The sequence below is a fragment of the Blautia hominis genome, from assembly GCA_002270465.1.
GTDB classification, from domain to species: Bacteria; Bacillota; Clostridia; order Lachnospirales; family Lachnospiraceae; genus Blautia; species Blautia hominis.
Map to the genome: position 1 here is coordinate 2,501 of NQOF01000001.1, position 22,795 is coordinate 25,295.

Consider the following 22,795-nt stretch of genomic DNA (forward strand, 5'->3'; position numbering starts at 1 on the left):
CGTGTGCTGACTGGTTCTACAAAGGCTGATCTTGTATCATTATCCACCCAGAGACAAGCGTAAGAACATAGTTCACCATTAGGATTCTGTATCATAACCTCAAATTGTTCATCAAACATAGGCGCCCTGGCGCGATTTTTATTTGCCTCCGTACAGGCTGTATTTTCTATTCCTTCCTGATCCGGATTAAATCCCCAGTGGGAAATATTCGTCTTCAGGACGATATCTTTAATTTCTGTTCCATAAACAAATCGGAATCCTTCCGGCAATGTGGGTTCCTGGATGTCTGTCATTGCGTGTTCCATTAAGTGTACATCACAGTCTGATCTTTCAAACTGTTGCGATTGTAAAATATCTATCAGTTCCCGCTGTACGTCACAAACCCAGAAGGTATGTTCCCTTCTGCCATGTTCCTCCACAAACATATTGTTTTTCGTCCATTCCACCATCTGAGGGTATAAAAACTCATACCCCTTTTTAACGTAAAAGAAATTTTCTCCTTTCCTCTCACCAACACAGAGTCCGACAATCGCACCGTCTTCTTCCCAAAGATGGACACACGGATGCCATGGTTCGCTACCCATACAGATATACATGGTGTTCAATCTGTATTCCATGTCTTCAAAACGCTGCGCTTTCCATCCCGGATAATGAGGGTCTGTCTCATACTCTCTGCGCAGAAATGAAAGGACTTTATCATAATCCTGTTCCTTCTGATAATTTCTGTCAATAATTTTCATCTCTCATAACCTTCCTTATCTAAACATTATCTAAACATAAGTTGTAATCCATCCGCATATACAGCCTTCTTTTATATATAAACCATGCTTTGCAGTTTAGATCATAAAAGCCAGGGCTATTGCCAAATAAGAATATTTTGTATTTCGTTCAAGCAATATGTATATCTCTCCAAAAAGTATTGAAAACAGCATTGTAAAGATTCCTGTTTTGATACTGCCTTTACTCAGAATATGGACCATCCCCCAGGTACAGCACAGGAGCAGACCGCCCCACGGAACCGGACTCCTTTTCCTCATAAGGCTTTCCGCAAACTTCTGACCATATACCACGATCAAAAGCACCAGCATAACCTCAAAAATATAGTAGATATACTGAAAGGAAAAGAGGAGCAAATCCTTACTCCGCCATTCCCCTATCACCTTTAAGACTCCCCAGTCAAAAGCATTTGCCGTTATACAGGCGAACACAAGAACTCCGCTTAAAAGAATCCCCTTTCTTGACGGTCTTGTATTTGAAATAACTTGAAAATCTAATTTCGTCCTTCCACATCTCACAAGCATGTAGGTTATGGTCCCCCAGCACAGGATCGTCATCAGCCAATGGATAATGCTTTGCCCTGCCGTATAACTGCTAATGCTGATCTTGCCAAATAGCGCAGGTTCCACCAGGCCGATCAATACGATCTCTGCCCCCAGGCCCGCAAATGCATATAATGCATACCAAAAATATTCCCAGACAGATCTCTCCTTTTTCATCTCTCTTTCCCTCCTAAATTGAATTTCAAAATGAGACAGCATTGCTTTTCCCCATGATTCACAATTTAACACCCGCCTGAGCTAAAAAAGCCGTTCCTGCGTTGTACATCATGTCAATTATCTCTTTTTTATCGGCCTTCAACACACCTGACGCAATAAAAGAAGCCAAACCGTGCGTGTATACAATAAGATTCTGCAGATACAGACCTGCACACTCTTTATCAATATTAAAATTATCAGCCAGCTTATCAATAATAGCACGATTATCCGGGTCCATTGTCAGCGCTTCCAGCCCTCCCATCTGGTACCCACTGTGGTCTCCCATGAATAGAAACTTAAATAAATTAGGCTCATCAAAAGCAATCTCTATATATGCCCTGCCCATTTCTTTAAAAGCCTCCCTGCCATCAGGCGCAGAAGGGGTCAGTTTTTCAAATGCGTAAGACAAAGCGAAATCCGCCAATTCCTTTCGGAATCCCTCCATATTTCCAAAGTGCCGGGAAATCGGCTGCGTGGAACAGTGTAACTCCTCCGCCAGCGCTTTAATATTTAAGGCAGAATATCCGTCACGAATCAGCATCGTCAGTGCTGCATTTAAAATCATTTCTTTTGGTATCTTTGGACTACTTGGCATATCTATCTCCTCACATAATACAGTAAATACATTTATAATAAATTAGTTTACAATAAACTTATTTACATTATATCTTACACTCATGTTCCTGTCAACATCTATATAAACAATCCATTTTACTGCAATCGTTTCAATTTTATGCTTTAGCTGCGGATGATGACCAGCATTACATACCCTTCCCTGCATCACCAAACACCTGGCTTGCGGAAGCAAACCTTTAAGTTTGTCACCTGCTGCCGTCCTTTGCCCGTTTAGGTCTCTAACTAAAAAAACGCCGCTTGCCATATGCCTTTCGGCTGACAAACGACTTTTTTCCACTAAATGCCTTTCGCAAATGGCAAGCTCTCTGTATGGCCAGGATATTTACTGGCTTTTGTGTTTCAATATCGTAACTATTCAGCAGGTCTGTGCATTCACTGCGCTGACCGTAAGAAAGTGTACCACGGCCAAGCTAAAATCCCATCGCCAAAGGTGATTTTGCATAGATTTTTGCCTGTAACTGTGAGGATACTGAACCGTTACTCAATATCATATATATCCCATCACATCTTTAATATTACCCACTCCGATCAAAGCGATTTTAAATTTTCCCTGCAATCCTTCCAGGTTTGCTTTAGGCATTATGCAGGTTGTAAATCCCATTTTTTCCGCCTCTTTCACCCTCTGCTGTGCCTGACTGACTCCCCGCACTTCGCCGGACAGACCCACTTCACCAAAAATCAGGGTATCCGGGTCCACGGTTCTATTCCTATAGCTGGATATAATGGCAGCCACAATGCCCAGATCAATAGCCGGTTCCCCCAGCTTCATACCGCCCGCAAGGTTGACGTACGCATCACAGTTTCCCAGTGCCAGGCCTGCACGCTTTTCCAAAACTGCCATAAGTAAATTAACCCGGTTATAATCAATACCGACAGAGGTTCTCCTCGGCAAACCAAAATTTGTCTTTGTGACCAAAGCCTGGATCTCAATCAAAATCGGGCGTGTCCCCTCTAATGAACACACCACCACAGTCCCTGACGCATCCGTGGGGCGGCCGTTTAACATAACCTGGGAGGGGTTTTTTACCTCCACAAGCCCGCACTCCTGCATCTCAAATACACCAATCTCATTGGTGGAGCCAAAACGGTTCTTCACACTTCTGAGAATTCTGTAGGACGCATGTCTGTCCCCCTCAAAATACAGTACCGTATCCACCATATGTTCCAGTACACGGGGGCCTGCCACACTTCCATCCTTGGTCACATGGCCCACTATGAAGACCGATATTCCCATTCCTTTTGCGATCTTCATCAAGATACCTGTGGATTCCCGGACCTGGGAAACACTGCCCGGTGCTGAGGACACCTCCTCATTATACATGGTCTGGATAGAGTCGATAATGACCGCCTCCGGCTTTTCATTTTCTATTGTTGTGCTGATGATCTCCAGGTTCGTCTCGCAGAGAAGGCGCAGATTTTCATTGAACTCCCCGATACGCTGCGCCCGCATTTTAATCTGCTGCAGGGATTCCTCTCCTGATATATATAGGATTTTATGGCCTGCATCAGAAAGCAGTTTACATACCTGCAGAAGAAGGGTGGATTTTCCAATCCCGGGATCACCCCCGACCAGCACCATGGAGCCCTGGACCACACCGCCGCCCAGGACCCGGTCTAATTCCTCCATACTGGTCTTGATCCGGTTATCCTCCCTGATATCTATTTGAGAGAGCATCATAGGTTTGCCTGCACGGCCGCCCGCTGCACTTCCTGCTGCCTGTCCTGGGCCTTTTTTGGCACCCTGGGAAACAGTCTCCTCCACAAATGAATTCCACTCCCGGCATCCGGGACACTGCCCCATCCATTTTGCAGATTCATATCCACAGTTCTGACAGAAAAATACTGTCTTTTTCGCCTTTGCCATATGTTTGTCCTTTCCTTTGCAAAGATAAAACGGGCCGGAGCACCACACTCCGACCCGCTGCTTTTAGCTAAACCACTGCCTGCCCGGCTGCATCCTTGCTTACAGCTTCTTAATATTTACAGATACCTGCTCGGACTGCTCAAGCTCAACGCTGAAGGACAGCTTGCCGCCCAGATTCGTCTTCATCTGACCTGCATTTACTTCATCTATGGTAATCGCATATTCTGTATCTTCTTCCAGTTCTACGGTAATCTGCGCATCCTTTGGGCCTTCCACCACAAAGCTCATGCCGTCCTCCACTACATCAAGATCCAGAACTGCAGTCCCCGGAACAGACTCATACACAAACATACCGTTGCGCTCCAGCTTTGTAATTTCATTATATGTCTTTACTTTATACATGTCTCCGTCATGCTCAAAGTCGGAAAGTTTGGATTTTGCCGCCAATTCATAATTTCCAAAGCTGATCTTACCGTTTTCCTCTGTTCGTATTAACTCTTTTACTACTGACATCTCAATGTCCTCCCACTTATGTCTTTCACCGGGGCCGGAAAGACTTCCTGGCCTTCCGGTGTCTTTGGTTATATTTCTCAATGGAAACCTTATATGCATGTTACCATAATTCGTAATCTTTTTCTAGTCATTCGAGGGATTTACCACAAATTTTATTCCCTGTTTAGAAATTCCGAGAGTGACTTCATCCCCCTCCTTGATCTTCCCTTCCAGGATCTCCTCCGCCATGGCATCCTCGATCTTACTTTGGATCGCCCGTTTCAGCGGCCTTGCCCCGTATTTTGGATCAAACCCTTCTTTGGCTATGAGTTCTTTCACGCTGTCACGCACCTTTAAGTTAATGTTCATCTGGTCCTTGCAGCGTTTGATCAGGTCCTTCATCAGGATTCCGACTATCTTCTTGATCTCCTCTTTGTTGAGGGTGTGGAAGACAATGATCTCATCGATCCGGTTCAGGAATTCCGGCTTAAACATACGTTTTACCTCTTCCATGACCCCTTCCTTCATCCTCTTATAATCCTGCTTTTCATCTTCCACGGCCCCGAATCCCAGCTTTTTAGGAGCTATAATGGCCTGTGCGCCGGCATTGGAGGTCATGATGATAATGGTCTCCTTGAAATCCACTTTTCTTCCCTGTGCATCTGTAATATGCCCGTCATCCAACACCTGGAGCAGGATATTGAACACATCGGGATGTGCCTTCTCGATCTCATCAAAAAGGATCACGCTGTAAGGGTTCCTGCGTACCTTTTCACTGAACTGGCCGCCCTCCTCATACCCCACATATCCCGGCGGTGAACCGATCAGTTTGGATACACTGTGCTTTTCCATATACTCGGACATATCCACCCGTATCATGGACTGCTCGCTGCCGAATACAGCCTCCGCCAGCGCTTTGGAAAGTTCTGTCTTACCCACACCTGTAGGTCCTAACAGCAGGAAGGAACCAATGGGGCGTTTGGGGTCTTTGAGTCCCACACGTCCCCTCTTGACCGCTTTTGCCACTGCGGATACCGCTTCTTCCTGGCCCACGACACGTTTGTGAAGGATCTGTTCCAGGCGTGCAAGGCGTTTGGACTCTCCCTCAGCCAGTTTCTTCACAGGTATTTTTGTCCATTCGGAAACCACCTCTGCAATGTCCTCTGCCTTTACCACCAGTTTTTTGCTGCGGCACTGTTTCTCATAACGCTCACGGGCTTTCGTAAGCTCTCCCTCAGCTTTTTCCTGCTCTGCCTGAAGTTCCTTCGCCAAATCAAAATCCTGGGATTTTACGGCCTCCTCCTTGGCTGCATAAATGCGGCGGAGATGGTTCTCCGTCTGCACAATGCCTTCCGGTGTCTTATAACCTGCCAGCTGTACCTTGGATGCTGCTTCATCCAGAAGATCGATCGCCTTATCCGGCAGAAATCTGTCGTTGATGTACCGGATCCCCATGGTTACGGCTGCCTCTATGGCTGACTCCTCGATCACTGCCCCGTGATGTTTTTCATAGTAAGGCGCAAGGCCTTTTAATATTTCCACTGCTTCCTCTTTGGAGGGTTCTTCTACCATGACAGGCTGGAATCTACGCTCCAGTGCCGCATCTTTTTCTATATATTTTCTGTATTCATCTATGGTTGTAGCACCGATAAGCTGGATCTCTCCTCTGGAGAGAGATGGCTTCAGGATATTGGACGCATCCAGAGCGCCCTCCGCACCGCCTGCACCGATAATGGTGTGCAGTTCATCTATGAACAGAAGGATACCCTTGTTGTTCATGACTTCCTGTACCACTTTTTTAATCCTCTCTTCAAACTCGCCTCTGTATTTGCTGCCTGCTACCATGCCGGACAAATCCAGGACCACCACACGCTTATCCAGCATATTCTCCGGTACAAGCCCCCACACAATCCTCTGTGCAAGCCCTTCCGTGATGGCCGTCTTGCCAACTCCCGGCTCACCGATCAGACAGGGATTATTCTTACTTCTTCTGCTCAGGATCTGGATGATACGTGAGATTTCCTTCTCCCTGCCGATAACAGGGTCCAGTTTTCCATCCGCTGCCATTTTGGTAAGGTCGCGGCTGTACTGGTCCAGAGTGGGGGTCTGGCTTCCTGTGGACGCTTTCATCAGATTGCCGCTCTGCAGGTCCTCCTTGGGAATCATCTTATCTTTTCCCATGGCTTTCAGCACATCCAGATAAAGCTGCTGTATGTTGATTCCCAGCGTATGGAGAAGTCTGGTCCCCACGCAGTCATATTCTTTGAGCATGGCGATCAGGATATGTTCTGTGCCTATGACACCGCCGCCTAGATTACCTGACTCCTCTCTGGCTTTATCTAAGACCCTCTGGGCCCTCGGTGTATATCCCTGGGGATTTTCCAGCACCACATCCCCCTGTGGGGCAATCAGTTTATCAATCAACGCCAGCAGTTTTTTTTCTTCCACACCGGCTTCTGCCAGGACCAGCCCTGCTGTCCCCGACGTTTCTTTCAGCAGCCCCGCGAGCAGGTGCTCTGTGCCCACATAATTATGGCTGCGTCCCTCGGCAGTTTTCTCAGCGGCTTTCAGCGCACTTACTGCCTGCTTTGAATAACGTTCTTTCATGCAAGTCTCCTTAACTACTCATATTCTTCATAGATTTCATCTATCAGCTGATGGACCTCTGCTCTGGAAATATTCCGGCAGCTTCCTTTTGCCAAAAGAACTCTCAGTTCTTCTTTCATCTCTTCCAGGGCACGTATCTTATCCGCATCTATGGAAATAACGGCGCCTCTCCTCCTGTCGATCGTGACAAAGCCTTCCTGCTTTAAAACAGAATAGGCTTTATTTACCGTATGCATATTAATGCCTATGGTGTCAGCCAGCTGTCTCACAGAAGGAAGATTTTCACCCTCCTGAAGCTTGGAGGTGGCAATTCCCAATATGATCTGATTACACAGTTGAATATAAATTGCTTCTTCACTGTTGAAATCAATTTCTATCAACATCCTTCCACCTGCTTTCTCTTTTGGAATTTGTTATATATAGGATAGCACAAATAAGCTATTTGTTCAAGTGTGTGGCAAAAAAAGGAAACGCCCGGCGTCTGCGGCGTTTCCTTTTCTTTGGTATCCATCAAATTCTTTTTATGCCTCGTCGATTGCTTTACCGATATCATTGCGCATGTATTTGTTGTCAAAGGAAATCCATTCGACTGCCTTATACGCATTGGTGCGGGCCTCTTTCAAGTCTGTTCCCTTTGCCGTCACACCCAGGACACGGCCTCCGTTTGTAACGATCCGGCCATCTTTGAAGGCAGTTCCCGCGTGGAATACATAGTAGCCGTCCTTGTCCTTAAAGGTCTCCAGACCCTTGATCGGAAATCCTTTTTCATAGGATACCGGGTATCCGTCAGAAGCCAGGACTACACAGACCGCCGCATTATCCTCAAACTGCAGGTCTATTTCGTCCAGTCTGCCGTCCACACATGCCTCAAACACTTCCACAATGTCATTTTTCAGTCTCGGGATCACCACCTGCGCTTCCGGGTCGCCAAAGCGCGCGTTATATTCCAAAACCTTTGGCCCTTTCTCCGTGAGCATAAGCCCAAAGAAAATAATTCCCTTAAACTCTCTTCCCTCTGAAGCCATGGCATCCACGGTTGCCTGATAAATGTATTTTTCACAGAAATCATCCACCTCTTTGGTGTAGAAAGGGCTTGGGGAGAAAGTTCCCATACCGCCGGTATTCAGGCCCTGGTCTCCGTCTTTTGCGCGTTTATGGTCCTGCGCGGAAGTCATAGTCTTAATTGTCTTTCCATCCACAAAGGAGAGCACAGAAACCTCACGGCCTGTCATGAATTCCTCCACGACCAGCATATTGCCTGCGGAACCGAATTTCTTGTCCAGCATGATGGTTTTAACACCTTCCTCGGCCTCCTCCAGGGTACTGCAGATTAAAACGCCTTTTCCAAGCGCAAGGCCATCTGCCTTCAGCACAATGGGGAACTCAGCCTTTTCGCGGAGATACGCCAAAGCTGCCTCTGCATCCTCAAAGTTCTCATAGGCTGCCGTGGGGATATTATATTTTTTCATCAGGTCTTTGGAAAATGCTTTGGAGCCTTCCAAAATAGCAGCATTTTTTCTCGGTCCGAATACACGCAGACCCTCTTTCTCAAAAACATCCACAACGCCCCCTACCAGCGGGTCATCCATGCCCACAACAGTAAGGTCAATGGCATTTTCCTTTGCAAATGCAGCAAGCTTTTCAAATTCCATGGCTTTTATATCCACACACTGGGCATACTCCGCGATTCCCGCATTCCCCGGTGCGCAGTAAATCTTATCCACTTTCGGGCTCTGTGCCACTTTCCATGCAATGGCATGCTCTCTTCCGCCGCTTCCGATAATTAATACTTTCATATTACGCCTCTTCCTTCCATTTATTCTTTCGTTTGTAACGGTTCAGTACCCTCACAGTTACAGGCAAAGATCCAGGCAGAATCGCCTTTGGCGATGGGATTTTTGCTTGGCTGTGGTACACTTTCTTACGGTCAGCGCAGTGAATGCGCAGACCTACTGAATCGTTACGTTCGTTTTTACAATACCGTCTTCCACTGTTATCCTGTCATTTGCGATCAGATCAATGGCTTGGGGCATGATGACCCACTCTGCTTCCTCCATCACTCTTAACTGAAGGATTTCCGGGGTATCCCCTTCTTTTACTTCCACTGCTTTCTGCAGGATGATCGGGCCGGTATCTGTGCCCTCATCCACAAAGTGTACGGTAGCTCCGGTCACTTTCGCCCCTCTTTTCAACACAGCCTCATGGACCTTGAGCCCGTAATAGCCGGTTCCGCAGAAGGCAGGGATCAGTGCCGGGTGGATGTTGATGATTTTATTGGGAAACGCTCTTACCATGATCTCCGGAATCACCACAAGGCAGCCCGCAAGCACGATCAGATCCGGGTCATAGGACTGCAGGGTTTCAAGAAGAGCCTGATTAAAAGCTGCCCTGTTCTCATAGTTTTTCGGGGATACGCAAACAGCGTCTATTCCACGTTTTTTCGCGCGTTCCAGCGCATAGGCGCCGGGGTTGTTGCTGATCACCACGGAAATCTCCGCATTCGTAATTGTTTTATTGTCAATGGCGTCTATTATGGCCTGCAGGTTTGTGCCGCCGCCGGACACCAGAACTGCCAGTCTCAGCATCGTGTACCCACCTTTCTCTTTCTCAATGAGCGGAAAGCCCGCAGACTGCCTGTATATGCAGGAATCTGCGGGAACTTATTATTGTAACTATTCAGTCAACTGAATGGTTGCCTTATATCGTACTACACTAATTTAACGTCTTTGTCACCAGCTTCGATGCGGCCGATGACATACGGCGTCTCACCTGCTGCCTTCACGGCTTCCATGGTCTTCTCCACGTCCGCCTCATCCACAGCCATCACCATGCCGATGCCCATGTTGTAAGTGTTGTACATCATTTTTGCGTCGATCTCACCTTTTTTTGCCATCAGAGTGAAGATCGGAGGAATGGGATAGCTGTCCTTCTCAATCACTGCACATACGCCGTCTTTCAGCATTCTCGGCACGTTCTCATAGAAGCCGCCGCCTGTAATATGGCTGCAGCCTTTGATGCGGACACCGGCTTCTTTTACGCTCCTCAATGCCTTTACATAGATCTTAGTGGGCGCGATCAGTGCCTCTCCCAGCGTTTTTCCAAGCTCATCATAGTAAGTGTCCAGAGACTCTTTTGTCATGTCAAACACTTTTCTGACAAGGGAAAATCCATTGCTGTGTACACCGGAGGACGCCATGCCTACAAGTACATCGCCGTCTTTTAACTCTTTGCCTGTGATCAGGTCTTTTTCGTCCACTACACCTACAGCAAATCCTGCCAGGTCATATTCGTCCTCCGGATAAAACCCGGGCATCTCTGCTGTCTCACCGCCGATAAGCGCTGCATTTGACTGCTCACAGCCTGCTGCCACGCCTTTGACGATCTCAGCAATCTTTTCCGGATAGTTCTTGCCGCAGGCAATGTAATCCAGGAAAAACAGAGGCTCTCCGCCTGCACATGCAATATCATTCACGCACATTGCCACACAGTCAATCCCTACTGTGTCATGCTTGTCCATGATAAAAGCCAGTTTCAGCTTGGTACCTACACCGTCTGTTCCTGATACCAGAGTCGGTTTCTCCATGTTCTTGAATGCATCCATGGAAAATGCACCGGAGAATCCACCGATATTGGTGAGCACTTCCGGTCTCATGGTCTTTTTAATGTGTTCCTTCATCAACTCTACTGATTTGTAGCCTGCTTCAATATCTACACCGGCATTCTTGTAATCCATTTTCATCCTCCAAAATTTTCTGTATTAATACTCTTTATATCCAACTTCCTGCAGTCTTGCGTCTTTTGCAACGACCTGGTCTTTCAGCTCTTCTTTGTAGTCTTTTAACTTCTGAAGAAGTGCCGGGTCCGAAGTTGCTAAAATCTTGGCTGCCAGAATACCGGCATTGGCTCCTCCGTTGATTGCAACTGTTGCAACCGGAATTCCGGACGGCATCTGTACGATGGAATACAGGGAGTCTCTTCCTCCTAATGATGTGGTGTGCATGGGGATACCGATGACCGGCATAGGGAAGATCGCTGCACACATGCCTGGAAGGTGAGCTGCCATTCCTGCACCTGCAATGATGACTTTGAAATCTTTTTCCTCCGCTGTCTTCGCATACTCAAAGAATACGTCCGGTTCTCTGTGGGCTGAGATGATCTTCATCTCATACTCGATTCCAAACTTTTCCAACATGTCTGCCGCTTTTTTCATAACAGGCATATCAGAGTCACTTCCCATAACAATTCCAACTTTTGCCATGACTTATCTCCTTTATAATTATCTCTATCCTCATTCCAAATCCAAAAAGCAAATTCAGAATGGGTGCCGCAGCTCTTCTGCTGCTTCTTCTTTACAGAACAATTTTACATAGAGTTCTAAACATTGTCAACCTCATATCTCATTTTTGATGGCAGCTTATGAAGAAAAATGGCAGTTTTTCACGGAAAAAGGAAGCCGTTTTTCTTCGGCTTCCCCAAATAATGTATGGTTCCTTTTACAATCTTGTCAGTGAGTAATAGCCGCACTGTCAAAATTCATCAAATCCCCATCATAAGTGACAGTAACGGTATTGCAAGCGCAGTGGCTATCATCCGTTTCCTCATAAAAATACTTCCTTTCTCCCGGTGTAATTCTGTATGATTACATATCCTTTACTATATTCTAACTAATTATAGCGTTTACAGAGCGCACCGGGCTAAAAAGTACATAATTGTCGGGATTTCTGACATAATCGTAATAAATCCTTTGCCCAAAAGCAAACCGCCGTACCATAACGGCACAGCGGCTGCAAATATTCTATGATTCTTCCAATACCCGGTTCAGTTCCTCTGTTCCCTTCAGTACGAACCGGCTGTCTTTTATGATCGGTATCAGACTTCCGTCTTTTTTCACAGCAGTGATCTCCCCCAGCTCCTCATAGGGGATGGTAATATCTGTATGGCATCCGAAATAGGCTCTGCTCGGGTCAATCCTTCTGAGGATAGACACTTCATTATCCCTGGCAATTATCTCTTTTCCGTCAGGATTATACACCGCCGTATCTTCAGACCAGCTGTAGCAGGTATCACCCACCGCAAAATGGGGGCCCATCTTCTCCGCAATGAGAATGGGCAGGATATCCTCAATATGATATTTCTTTGCCATCACATACGCCGTGGTGTTGGTGCCTATGGCAAATTCCCCCAGGGGCAGCATATCATGGTGGAACAGGATATTTTCTTTCATATAATCCCTGTTTTCCTCCTCCGTGGAAAAATTGCTGCAAATATAGTCTGATATTTTTCCATCCCGGAAAGTCATCTTCAAGTCCTTGTAGTACAGGCCGTCCAAATACACTCCCGACACGTGAAGCACGCCGTTGGTGCCCCCAAGGACAGGGCTTGTGAAGACCTCACCCACAGGAATGTTCACGTCTGCCACACAATTTTCAAAGTTTGTCTGCTTTTCCGGATCTTCCAGTTCGTGCAGACGCACCGTCATATCGGTCTGGTTAGACCCTCTGCCTTTTATCCTGACCTCACACCCTTCGTCCAGGGCATTGATAAGCTTCTGCTGGATATCCTGATAAAGATGATAGTCAAGAGTATTCAGGCGCACGGTTTCCCGGAATATATCCTTAAACCGTGGACCTATTTCGCACACCGGATATGCAATTATGGTGAAACTGCGCTCTTCCCCCTTGATATAGCGGTTCACGATCTGTCCTGCCTCATTGTCGTAACTCACTTGCAGTTTCTGCTGGTGCGGCGTCAGGGAGAAAGCTTCTTTCTTGCTGACAGGTGTAAAAGGTTTCTCACCGAAGGTCTCAATCACAGCCGGACCTCCGTGGGTATTGGCAAGCTCTTTCACCTGCTCATAGGCCACCTGCATGACCCGCAGCTTCCGCTGCACAAATTCCTGGTCCAGATAAAGGGCTGAGTCATCCTTATGGTCATAATCCAGCTGCTTGTTGGGGATTGCCCCGTAATAGCCGATCCTGTGGTGTTGTTTTTTGTTCACCGCATGGACCGCGCTCCGGTAGATCACAGGCTTTAACCCCATCTCTTCAAACTGGCAGACAGCCTCCTTTATCATGCGCTCAAAGCCAAGCTGATAGCGGATATTCACACTGTTCTTTTTGGAGATATCTTTTCTTCCGTTGATGAATCCAATTCTGTAGCCTTCCGTAAATGTGCGGGCCATAGCCTTTATTTCTTCTTCGGTAAGGTCATTCAGGTATTCTGCCATGGAAATCTCGTTCTCTGTCACGTATTCCCCATACTTATATAAATACCTTATATCCGTAAGGTCACTTCCGCAGATTATGCGCACAGCAAAGTCAAGAGAAGGGTCCACAGCTTCCCGGATTCTTCTCCCAACCATCTCCTCACTGTAATCACTCACATACCAGTACAGTGTATCTTTTATCTCCTGTGCCGGCACAGTGGGTTCCTCCAGCAGATTGTAAATCTGTACATACAGCTCCATGAGCACCGTCATATCAAAAAGACGGTCCTCATACGCATAGACCACGATCCCGCGCACCTCCGCTGCCAGAAAGGATAGGAGCCTGCCATAATCTTCTGAAAGCATACGCACCGCATAAGCCGGATTTGTATAGGATGACTCATAGGCACCGGGCAGTATACCTGCGTAAAGTTCTTCATTGTTTTTTTGCAGCTCCGAAAGGGCGGCATGTTCCAGCCACCCCTCCCTGATCTTCTCGTGAAGGGTCAGCACATAGTTCAGGTATGTAGTCATTTCTTTAAAAAAACCGCAAAACCGCTCCGGGACATCCATGTCCTGCTGCATCTCCCGGATCCTTCCTTTTACCAGTTCAAACCGTTCCTCCAAAAAAGTATCTCTACTCATCTTTCAGGTTTCCTTTATCCACATTTTTGTCAAGGATCCCGTTCACATACTCCATCAGTTTTTCAGAACCCTGAGCTGTTTTCGCGTTTCTTTTCATGACCTGTGATTTTTTTATTTCATGCTCTCTCCAGGACTTGCCGTCTGTGGCATCATTGAGCATCAGGGGCTGCACGCAGTCAAGAGAGTGGGCAAATTTTGCCTCCGGGGTCTCAAATGTCTCAAACTCCTCCCACAGATCCATCATTTTTTCCGCCTGGTCTCTTGGCAGAAGCCCGAAGATGCGGTTCGCCGCTTTGAGTTCACGCTCCCGCTTATCCATATGGCCGGCATCGTCATAGGCATAAGTATCCCCTGCGTCTATCTCTACAATATCATGGATCAGAACCATAAGCATGGTCCTGGCCACATCTATGGACTCATTGGCATGTTCTGACAAAAGGGCTGCCATCAGTGCCAGATGCCAGGAGTGCTCCGCATCGTTCTCCCTGCGGATCCCGTCTGATAAATAAGTCTGGCGGCGTACAAATTTACTCTTGTCCACCTCCAGCATAAATTCCATTTGTTTTTTCAGTCTATCTTCCATGTTATCCTCCTTATGAGATGTTACAGTCCACAGCTCTGCAAGACGCAGTTCTGTGATCGACAACTATGAGATCCCTACCAGAAAAAGTGCGATCCAAATGACCATCAGCACACCGTTGGCCACAGAGCCAACCTTGCTGTATAGAAATGCACGGTTCTGTTCGGAAAAACTTTTCAGTCCCAGAATAAACCCAAACACAGACAAACCGAGAGCCAGGATTCCAAGTGCTCCCAGATACATGCCTCCCTGTCCGTTCAGTGCAAGGGCACAGATGGCTGCTCCCAAAAACAGCAGGCCGGACACCAGCGCCAGGATAGAGGATTCCACTCCGCCTCTGGTATGTCTTTTTTTCGTAAATGAATATTTATAGCGTTTCTTTGCCATGCTGTTTCCTCCTGTTTTTTCTATATATAAAATGGCTGACAGCAAAAAGAATATATCCAAATGCCGCGCCAGTTGTATTCAAAATCATATCATCCACATCAAAGCATCCCAGCTTTGTGATAAGCTGTATGGTTTCCACGCAAAGGCTCAGTGCAAAACCGGAAAAAGTGATAAAAAAGAATCCCCTTGCATTTCTGCAAATGATGGGAAGGATCAGGCCAAAAGGAACAAAACCTACTACATTACCAAACAGATTAGATACCACTGCAAAAACTCCAAGCTGCTCTTTGTATATCCAAAATCTTCTGATTTCCTGAAACGGAGTCAAGTTGTAGTGGTATTCCCTCTGGGCAAACTCCACACCGCTGAACCGCTCCGCAAAAAACAGGAAATAAATAAGCGCGAGTATATAAATCAGGAACAAGACAGTTCCTGCCGCTTTAATTTTCCTTTTTGTTTTATTTTTCAATGTTCTAAACTCCTATTGCATAGTCTCTCCTATGTATGAAGAAGAGGGCCGCCTAAAAACGCCCTCTTCTCTATCCTTGATAACAGAAAGTGTGTTTCGCGCCCTTTCTATTGTTCTGGTGTTATTCTGTCCGGCTAGAATGTGATTTCACTTCTCTTTTTTAAAAGTCTGGTTCCGTTTATAATAAGCATAACTCCGCTTACAATACTTGTAACCATAACGACGATTCCCAGCACCAGAGAGGTAACTCCGGCACATGACATAGTCTTGTAAATCTTTTCGTTCATCCAGCACACTTCCTTCCGTCCCGACAAAGTCCGATGATTGTCTTATTCTTTTACGCCATATTTCTCATAATATGCATCAATGGCTGCTTTCATCTTATCATCAATGATAATACTTCCTTTGTACTCTTTGTTGTACAGATGCTCCACAACCTCCTCCATGGTTACAATGGCAGTTGTTGCAAGGCCGTACTTCTCTTCGATTTCTTTGAGTGCGCTCTTCTCGCCCTGTCCCCGCTCCATGCGGTCCACAGATACCACAAGGCCGATGGGGCTTACATTGCCCTGTGCCTTGATAATGGGAAGTGTCTCAGCGATGGAGGTCCCTGCGGTTGTCACGTCCTCGATGATGACTACCTTATCGCCGTCTGAAATGGGGCTTCCCAGAAGGATCCCCTTGTCCCCATGGTCCTTAACTTCCTTCCTGTTGGAACAGTAACGGATATCCTTACCGTAAAACTCACTGATCGCCATGGTCGCAGCCACCGTCAGCGGTATTCCTTTGTAAGCCGGTCCGAACAGTACATCAAAGTCAAGTCCGAACTTGTCTGCAATGGCTCTGGCATAGTATTCTCCCAGCTTGCGAAGCTGTGCTCCTGTTCTATAAAATCCGGTGTTTACGAAAAACGGGGTATTCCGTCCGCTCTTTGTGACGAAGTCTCCGAATTTCAGCACCTGGCAGTCCACCATAAATTCAATAAATTCCTGTTTGTACGCTTCCATCGAATTTCCTCCTAGTTTTCTCTTCCCGTTTATTCTACCACACCGATCAGGGATTGAATATCCTCAATTTTATTTTTCTTCATATAATCTTCAATCCCCTGCACAGTCTCCACCGTTGCATATGGGTTGGTGAAGTTGGCAGTTCCTATGGACACGGCTGTGGCACCGGCCAAAATGAATTCCAGGGCATCCTCCGCATTACAGATACCGCCCATACCGATAATGGGCAGTTTCACCGCGCGGGCCACCTGATAGACCATGCGGACAGCAACCGGTTTTAAACAAGGTCCCGACATACCGCCGGTCTTGTTTGCCAGAGCAAAGGTTCTCTTATTGATATCTATCTTCATGCCTGTCAGGGTATTGATCAGGGATAGCACATCCGCGCCGCCTGCCTGGGCTGCTCTTGCCATCTCCGTAATATCCGTAACATTCGGACTAAGCTTCATGATGATGGGCTGTTTGGCGTATTTCTTAACTTCTCTTGTGATCGCCTCCACTGCTTTGGGATCCTGTCCGAACGCAATGCCGCCCTCTTTTACATTAGGACAGGAAATATTGATCTCCAGCATATCCACTTCTTCATCAGCCAGGCGCTCCACTACTTCACAGTATTCCTCTGTGCTCTTGCCGCATACATTGACAATGATCTTTGTATCATATTTTTTCAGAAAAGGAATGTCTCTCCGGCAGAATACATCAATCCCGGGATTCTGCAGTCCAATGGCGTTTAACATTCCGCAGGAAGTCTCCGCGATACGCGGTGTGGGGTTTCCGGGCCAGGGCACACTGGCAACGCCTTTCGTCACAACAGCGCCCAGGCGGCTCAGATCTACAAACTCACTGTATTCCGCCCCGGAGCCAAAGGTTCCGGATGCTGTCATAACCGGATTTTTCAGTTCCACACCAGCCAGATTTACTTTTGTATTCATCAAAGCTCTACCTCCGTGCTCAAAAATACCGGGCCATCCTTGCAGATTCGTTTATTATGCACATGGGAATGCCCGTCCACTTCCTTTGACTGACAGACACATGCCAGACAGGCACCGATTCCGCATGCCATCTTCTCTTCAAGAGAAATGTAGCATGTTATATTCTTCTCCTCCGCATAAGCCTTTACCGCCCGCAGCATGGGAGTAGGACCGCAGGCAAGGATAACATCCGGTTCTATTTTGTTCTCACGGATCGCATCCATGACATTTCCCTTGGTGCCCACGCTTCCATCCTCTGTTGCAATAAAAAGCCTGCCCGCTGCCTCCAATTCTTTCTCAAGAAAGAGGTCCGCATTCCGGTAACCGGATATAATGGTAACGTCCGCGTCGGCCTCCTTTGCTGTCTGCAGCATAGGAGGCACACCGATACCTCCGCCTATCATAAGCACATGTTTTCCCTTGATCTCTTCCATAGAAAAACCATTTCCCAGAGGGCCCAAGATATCCAGGGTATCGCCTGCACAGGCGTTTGAAAACTCTTCTGTCCCCTTTCCCACGGTTCTGTATACGATCCTGAGGCTTCCCGCCTCCCTGTCTATCTCACACAGACTGATGGGACGGGGGAGCATCCTGCTTTTGTCATTGCTGTAGATTGAGATAAACTGTCCCGGTACGGAAACTGCGGCAATCTCATCAGCCGCAAGCCACATACTGTACACACCTTCTGCCAGCTTTTCCTGTTTTAACACTGTACTTGTTATCTTTGCTTTTGCCATGGTCCTCTCCTTATTTTGCAGCCTGCAGGGCGCCGTCGATATCTGCGATCATATCTTCCACTGCCTTGCGGGAAGCATCTGCAAAGTTAGCCTCGCCTATCTGTGCATATTTTTCCTGCTTATAGGCAGCGATAATGCCCCGGGAGGAATTGACGATAGCGCCCAGACCGTCTTCATTAAAGAAGTGCACCAGGTCTTTTCCCTGTCCGCCCTGCGCACCGTATCCCGGCACCAGGATATAGGCTTTCGGCATAATGCGGCGGAGGATTTTTCCCATCTCCGGATAAGTGGCGCCTACCACAGCGCCGATATAGCTGTAGGTGTCACCCATGCATTCCTGTCCCCACTCTGCCACCTTCTCGCCGACCAGTTCGTAGAGAGGCCTTCCGTTTACAAGCTGATCCTGGAACTCACCGCTGGAAGGATTGGAGGTCTTCACCAGAATGAAAAGGCCCTTTTTCTCTTTCTTACACACATCAATGAACGGATTCACTCCATCGGAACCCAGATAAGGATTCACTGTCACAAAATCTTCGTCAAACCCGGCATATTCCTTGCTGCCCACCTGTACTTTGCCGATATGTCCGGCAGCGTAAGCCGCAGATGTGGAACCGATATCACCACGTTTGATGTCTCCGATCACCACCAGGTCTTTTTCCTTGCAGTAATCCACTGTCTTTTTGAAAGCCATAAGACCCGGAATGCCAAACTGTTCATACATGGCGATCTGTGGTTTTACCGCAGGGATCAGATCATAAGTAGCATCCACGATTTCCTTGTTGAACTGCCAGATCGCTTCGGCTGCCCCTTCCAGCGTCTCTCCACATGCTTTGAATGCTGCCTCCTGGATGTGTTTTGGAATATAATTAAGCATAGGATCCAGACCCACCACAATAGGTGCATGGGTCTTTCTGATTTTCTCTGTAAGTTTATTGATCATGGTTTTTCCTCCGTATTTCTCTTATAGATAATTCTTTGTTATCTGGTCATGCCATCCTGGATATAGGCGATCCTGCCGTCACAGATCGTGGCTTTTACCAGACCTTTGACCTTGCGTCCGTGGAATGGGGTGTTCTTTCCCTTTGACAAAAATGTCATAGAGTCAATGACATATTCCGCATCCGGGTCGATGATGGTCACATCCGCCGCTTTCCCCTCTTCCAGGGAGCCTCTGTCCAGTCCAATGATCTTGGCCGGATTGTAGCTCATTTTCTCAGCCATCTGCATAGGGGTCAGGATCCCTTTGTCCACCAGTTCCGTGATGGTAAGGGCAACGGATGTCTCCAGCCCTACAATACCAAACGGTGCTCTGGTGATAGGCATGGTTTTCTCCTCGCGGCTGTGGGGCGCATGGTCGGTGCTGATCACGTCCATGATATCATTCTTCAGGCCGCAGATCAGTGCATCCCTGTCCTCCTTGGTGCGCAGGGGCGGGTTCATTTTATAGTTGGCATCATTGGGGTCCACATCGTCAGAGGTCAGTGTAAAGTGGTGCGGGCAGACCTCACCCGTCACTTTGATTCCCTCTTTTTTTGCAAGTTCCACCATGCGGACGCTCTCCTTGGTGGAGCAGTGGCACAGATGCAGTTTTGCCCCTGTCTCCTTTGCCAGAATGATATCTCTTGCCGCGATGATGTCCTCCACCGCATTGCTGATCCCCGGCAGTCCCATCTCTCTGGAATGCTCGTCCTCATTGACGCAGCCTTTACCCACAATATTCCGGTCCTCACAGTGGGCAAACACCGGGACATCGTATTTCGCTGCGATCCCCATGGCATTCTTATATAATCTGGCATTCATAACGGACTTGCCGTCCTCGCTGATGGCAGGCACTCCCTGCTCGATCATCTCCTCAATATCCGCCAGTTCTTCACCTGCCTGGCCTTTTGTTATGGCACCGATCTGCATCACATGGATGGGTGACAATTCTTTTGCTTTATTCTGCACGTATTTCACACGGTCCGCACTATCGATGACCGGCTTGGTGTTGGGCATGGCAAGAATGGTGGTAAATCCGCCCCTGGCCGCTGCCTTGGAGCCGGATACAATATCTTCTTTGTATGTCAGCCCCGGGTCACGCAGATGTACATGCAGGTCAATGAGACCGGGCATCACATAACAGCCCGTAGCATCAATGACCTTATCTGTCTTGTCCTTAGGCTTTAAGCCCTTGCCTGTCTTTTTAACCTTGCCGCCCTCTATATAGAGGTCGCTTATCTCGTCTGTTTTTGTTGCCGGATCGATGATACGTCCGTTCCTGATCAAAATATTCATAAATTCTTCCTCCGGGACTTTACATCTTTTGATTTTAATAGTAACATACACAATTTCTTTCGTCAATTATACATTTTTACTTGACTTTTTTTCGATTTGCGAATATACTGAATTTGTTAAAGGAATATTGGATATAAATAATTGAAAGTGCATTTAATAAGCTTCCGGTTATCGTGATGTTAAGCGGTTTTTAGAGATTGTATTATTTCTTATTTATAATACCCTCTCTAAAGACCGCTTATTTTTCATAAATAATGGGAACTTTCCACGAAGCGTACTTCCTGTTTTCTTTATCCAATCCTAATTTTTATTTTTTTATTTTATGGAGGTAACACTATGAACAAGGGAACTGTAAAATGGTTTAATGCAGAAAAAGGCTACGGATTCATCACAGGTGAAGACGGACAGGATGTATTCGTACACTTCTCCGCTATCAATGGAGATGGTTTTAAATCCCTGGAAGAAGGACAGGCTGTATCTTATGATTTAACTGAAGGCGCTCGTGGAATGCAGGCAGCTAACGTAGAAAAATTATAATTTCCGGATAAACTGTACGAAAAACGCGGCTGGACAGAAGATTCTGTCCAGCCGTTTTTTGTTCTAAATGGAAGCCCTGCCGGCTTCCCTCTATTTTTATTCCCTGCTGCATTTTTTATTCTCATACATATTCTTGTCTGCCTGCTCGATCAGCTCGTGCAGCCACTTATCCGACTCCCCGGCTTTCCTGCCTGTGGCAAGTCCCGCCGCAATGGAAATTTTCACTTCATGCTCAGAATTATATTTTTCCTGGGCTTCTTTTAAATTCTCCTCCCAGGTCCGGATGCTCTGCAGGTGTCTCAGCAGGATCAAGAACTCATCTCCTCCGATTCTATATATCTCCCCAAAACCGCAGAATGCCTCCTGCAGACATTTCGCGCACCCCTTGATCATCTCATCCCCGGCTTTGTGCCCCAGGGTATCGTTCACTTTCTTCAGACCGTTTAAATCTGCCATGACTGCTGACAGCTCCTGTCCCAAAGACATGGTCTCCTGCAGTTTTTGCAGGCGCATCTCATAAGCGGAACGGTTTCCCAGCTTTGTCATAACATCCATATACGCCAGTTCTTCCAAAATCCTGTCCCCGGTCCTGTCCTCCAAAATTTCATTGACCTGCCGTATGGTCATGCAGATCAGTGCGCACATGAATCCCAGAAGTCCCAGCTGATAATACATGGCATATCTGCTCCCCACCCCTGTATAAAAAGAAAGCAGGGATACGGCTGCCATAAACATTAAAAAAAACACGCCGATAAAAAAGATTTTAGCATACTGGGCTTTGCTGCTCCTAAGCTCCTTAGCCATATAGAGAACTAAACAAACAATGGCTGCCCCATAGAGCACATGGGTAACCGGCAGCATATTCATCAGCTTACATATCCCGGTCAGATACAGAAGGCTCTGCACCAGCACATTGCAGACCAGAATCGTCTTCATCCAGTCAAGCATGACTGACTTTCTGCCGCATACTTCACTGATGAAGGAGAGCATGGGAATCGGGAACATATAAAACGCATAAAAGGATATGAGACAGATAAACCGTGGCCAAGAGACAAAAAATATCATAATTCTGGAATCCGTGAGAATCCACAGGGCTGATACCAGAATAAAAACCCACGCATGAAACACGCTGGATACCCGGACCTCTTCCCTGACCCTCAAAAGCAGCCATAAAAGAAAAAGACCCGCGCTCAACACCAGAAGCACCAAACAAAAAATCATTTTGGGCTGTTCCTGCATCCAGATATGCAAAAGCAGACTCTCCCTGCTGTCCAAATAGATGACAGGTATCTGCCAATGCAAACTCTTATTATAGCGGCCAAGCCTGATCGCTATGTCTTTTCCGCAATCTTCTTTGTTAATCTTTATCATGCACAGTGTATTACCCATCATACTGCGGAATAATCCCGTCTGTTCTTCTGTATACCGGTATCTGCTCTCACCATCAATAAAAACCTCTACCTGCTGATAGTGGTTCAAAAATCCCAGATACTTCTCCTCCTCCAAAAAGTCCGGAACCGTCTGCTGCAGGATAAATTCCCCTCCGCTGATTTTGATCCTGGAAGGTACCTGGCATATCTGTTTTGTACCATCCTCCGCATTATAATACCAGCCTGTATCCCATTTATGGAGGCCGCTGTTTTTTTCCGGAAGGTTCTCAGGCCCTGCCTGCAGTGCTGTAAGAACAAGCAGTACTACCACGGGCACAGCCGTAAAAATCAAAATCCAGCGCCAAATACCTCTGATTCCCTTTTCTCTCACCAGCATCCCTCCATCTAAACGCCCAAACACTACTGCGTATCTTCTCATATCATGAAAAAAGGAAATGCATCTCTGCATTTCCAATCCT

General features: G+C 47.0%; 23 protein-coding genes (1 of these 23 only partly in view). 1 reads left to right on the plus strand and 22 read right to left on the minus strand.

The window, feature by feature from the left end; translation table 11 throughout:
* The 21 genes from CI595_RS00010 to CI595_RS00110 all read right to left on the minus strand — a co-directional run.
* Positions 1 to 740 carry the 5' portion of a GNAT family N-acetyltransferase gene (locus CI595_RS00010; protein WP_095170451.1) on the minus strand. The gene continues 187 nt to the left of window position 1, outside the view, so 740 of the gene's 927 nt are visible here — the first part of the coding sequence; it begins with the start codon at positions 738 to 740; its stop codon lies off the left edge, out of view.
* Positions 741 to 836: 96 nt separating this feature from the next.
* Positions 837 to 1,496, minus strand: a complete 660-nt coding sequence (locus tag CI595_RS00015; protein WP_095170453.1) for a hypothetical protein — start codon at positions 1,494 to 1,496, stop codon at positions 837 to 839.
* Between the two features lie 58 nt (positions 1,497 to 1,554).
* The gene (locus tag CI595_RS00020; protein ID WP_095170454.1) at positions 1,555 to 2,130 is read right to left on the minus strand and encodes a TetR/AcrR family transcriptional regulator; all 576 of its coding nucleotides are present in this window, start codon (positions 2,128 to 2,130) and stop codon (positions 1,555 to 1,557) included.
* A 528-nt stretch (positions 2,131 to 2,658) separates the two neighbouring features.
* Positions 2,659 to 4,035, minus strand: coding sequence for a DNA repair protein RadA (gene radA, locus CI595_RS00030; RefSeq protein ID WP_095170458.1), 1,377 nt, complete (start codon positions 4,033 to 4,035; stop codon positions 2,659 to 2,661).
* Between the two features lie 99 nt (positions 4,036 to 4,134).
* Complete coding sequence (locus CI595_RS00035; protein ID WP_095170460.1) at positions 4,135 to 4,548, minus strand: endosialidase; 414 nt, start codon at positions 4,546 to 4,548, stop codon at positions 4,135 to 4,137.
* A 123-nt stretch (positions 4,549 to 4,671) separates the two neighbouring features.
* Entirely contained in the window at positions 4,672 to 7,134 is a 2,463-nt protein-coding gene (locus CI595_RS00040) for an ATP-dependent Clp protease ATP-binding subunit (protein ID WP_095170462.1), read from the minus strand.
* Between the two features lie 14 nt (positions 7,135 to 7,148).
* Complete coding sequence (locus CI595_RS00045) at positions 7,149 to 7,517, minus strand: GntR family transcriptional regulator (RefSeq protein WP_065542406.1); 369 nt, start codon at positions 7,515 to 7,517, stop codon at positions 7,149 to 7,151.
* Positions 7,518 to 7,655: 138 nt separating this feature from the next.
* On the minus strand, positions 7,656 to 8,930 hold the full coding sequence (purD, locus tag CI595_RS00050; protein ID WP_095170464.1) for a phosphoribosylamine--glycine ligase: 1,275 nt from the start codon (positions 8,928 to 8,930) through the stop codon (positions 7,656 to 7,658).
* Positions 8,931 to 9,083: 153 nt separating this feature from the next.
* Positions 9,084 to 9,719, minus strand: a complete 636-nt coding sequence (gene purN, locus CI595_RS00055) for a phosphoribosylglycinamide formyltransferase (protein ID WP_095170466.1) — start codon at positions 9,717 to 9,719, stop codon at positions 9,084 to 9,086.
* A 122-nt stretch (positions 9,720 to 9,841) separates the two neighbouring features.
* Positions 9,842 to 10,867 (minus strand): phosphoribosylformylglycinamidine cyclo-ligase, encoded by a 1,026-nt coding sequence (gene purM, locus CI595_RS00060; protein ID WP_095170468.1) that lies wholly within the window; start codon positions 10,865 to 10,867, stop codon positions 9,842 to 9,844.
* A 24-nt stretch (positions 10,868 to 10,891) separates the two neighbouring features.
* Complete coding sequence (gene purE / locus CI595_RS00065; protein ID WP_065542410.1) at positions 10,892 to 11,392, minus strand: 5-(carboxyamino)imidazole ribonucleotide mutase; 501 nt, start codon at positions 11,390 to 11,392, stop codon at positions 10,892 to 10,894.
* A gap of 537 nt (positions 11,393 to 11,929) precedes the next feature.
* Positions 11,930 to 13,984 (minus strand): aminopeptidase, encoded by a 2,055-nt coding sequence (locus tag CI595_RS00070; RefSeq protein WP_095170471.1) that lies wholly within the window; start codon positions 13,982 to 13,984, stop codon positions 11,930 to 11,932.
* A complete protein-coding gene (locus tag CI595_RS00075; RefSeq protein WP_095170473.1) occupies positions 13,977 to 14,567 on the minus strand; it encodes an HD domain-containing protein in 591 nt (196 codons plus the stop codon). The genes CI595_RS00070 and CI595_RS00075 overlap by 8 nt, the downstream gene beginning before the upstream one ends.
* 63 nt (positions 14,568 to 14,630) lie before the next feature.
* A complete protein-coding gene (locus CI595_RS00080; protein WP_095170475.1) occupies positions 14,631 to 14,951 on the minus strand; it encodes a DUF6142 family protein in 321 nt (106 codons plus the stop codon).
* Positions 14,932 to 15,420: a VanZ family protein gene (locus CI595_RS00085; RefSeq protein WP_095170477.1), complete on the minus strand. Its 489-nt coding sequence runs from the start codon at positions 15,418 to 15,420 to the stop codon at positions 14,932 to 14,934. The genes CI595_RS00080 and CI595_RS00085 overlap by 20 nt, the downstream gene beginning before the upstream one ends.
* A 134-nt stretch (positions 15,421 to 15,554) precedes the next feature.
* Positions 15,555 to 15,707: a hypothetical protein gene (locus tag CI595_RS26305; RefSeq protein WP_167388438.1), complete on the minus strand. Its 153-nt coding sequence runs from the start codon at positions 15,705 to 15,707 to the stop codon at positions 15,555 to 15,557.
* Between the two features lie 42 nt (positions 15,708 to 15,749).
* Entirely contained in the window at positions 15,750 to 16,427 is a 678-nt protein-coding gene (pyrE, locus tag CI595_RS00090) for an orotate phosphoribosyltransferase (RefSeq protein ID WP_095170479.1), read from the minus strand.
* Between the two features lie 29 nt (positions 16,428 to 16,456).
* Positions 16,457 to 17,359 (minus strand): dihydroorotate dehydrogenase, encoded by a 903-nt coding sequence (locus CI595_RS00095; protein WP_187143986.1) that lies wholly within the window; start codon positions 17,357 to 17,359, stop codon positions 16,457 to 16,459.
* The gene (locus CI595_RS00100) at positions 17,359 to 18,135 is read right to left on the minus strand and encodes a dihydroorotate dehydrogenase electron transfer subunit (protein WP_095170483.1); all 777 of its coding nucleotides are present in this window, start codon (positions 18,133 to 18,135) and stop codon (positions 17,359 to 17,361) included. The genes CI595_RS00095 and CI595_RS00100 overlap by 1 nt, the downstream gene beginning before the upstream one ends.
* A 10-nt stretch (positions 18,136 to 18,145) precedes the next feature.
* The gene (pyrF, locus tag CI595_RS00105; protein WP_095170485.1) at positions 18,146 to 19,075 is read right to left on the minus strand and encodes an orotidine-5'-phosphate decarboxylase; all 930 of its coding nucleotides are present in this window, start codon (positions 19,073 to 19,075) and stop codon (positions 18,146 to 18,148) included.
* A 38-nt stretch (positions 19,076 to 19,113) separates the two neighbouring features.
* Positions 19,114 to 20,409, minus strand: a complete 1,296-nt coding sequence (locus CI595_RS00110) for a dihydroorotase (protein WP_095170487.1) — start codon at positions 20,407 to 20,409, stop codon at positions 19,114 to 19,116.
* A 336-nt stretch (positions 20,410 to 20,745) separates the two neighbouring features.
* On the opposite strand from CI595_RS00110, the gene CI595_RS00115 reads away from it, so the two are divergent.
* Positions 20,746 to 20,946, plus strand: a complete 201-nt coding sequence (locus tag CI595_RS00115) for a cold-shock protein (RefSeq protein ID WP_018596689.1) — start codon at positions 20,746 to 20,748, stop codon at positions 20,944 to 20,946.
* A 96-nt stretch (positions 20,947 to 21,042) separates the two neighbouring features.
* Here CI595_RS00115 and CI595_RS00120 read toward each other — a convergent pair whose 3' ends face one another.
* Positions 21,043 to 22,785 (minus strand): GGDEF domain-containing protein, encoded by a 1,743-nt coding sequence (locus tag CI595_RS00120; protein WP_095170489.1) that lies wholly within the window; start codon positions 22,783 to 22,785, stop codon positions 21,043 to 21,045.
* Positions 22,786 to 22,795 lie beyond the last annotated feature (10 nt).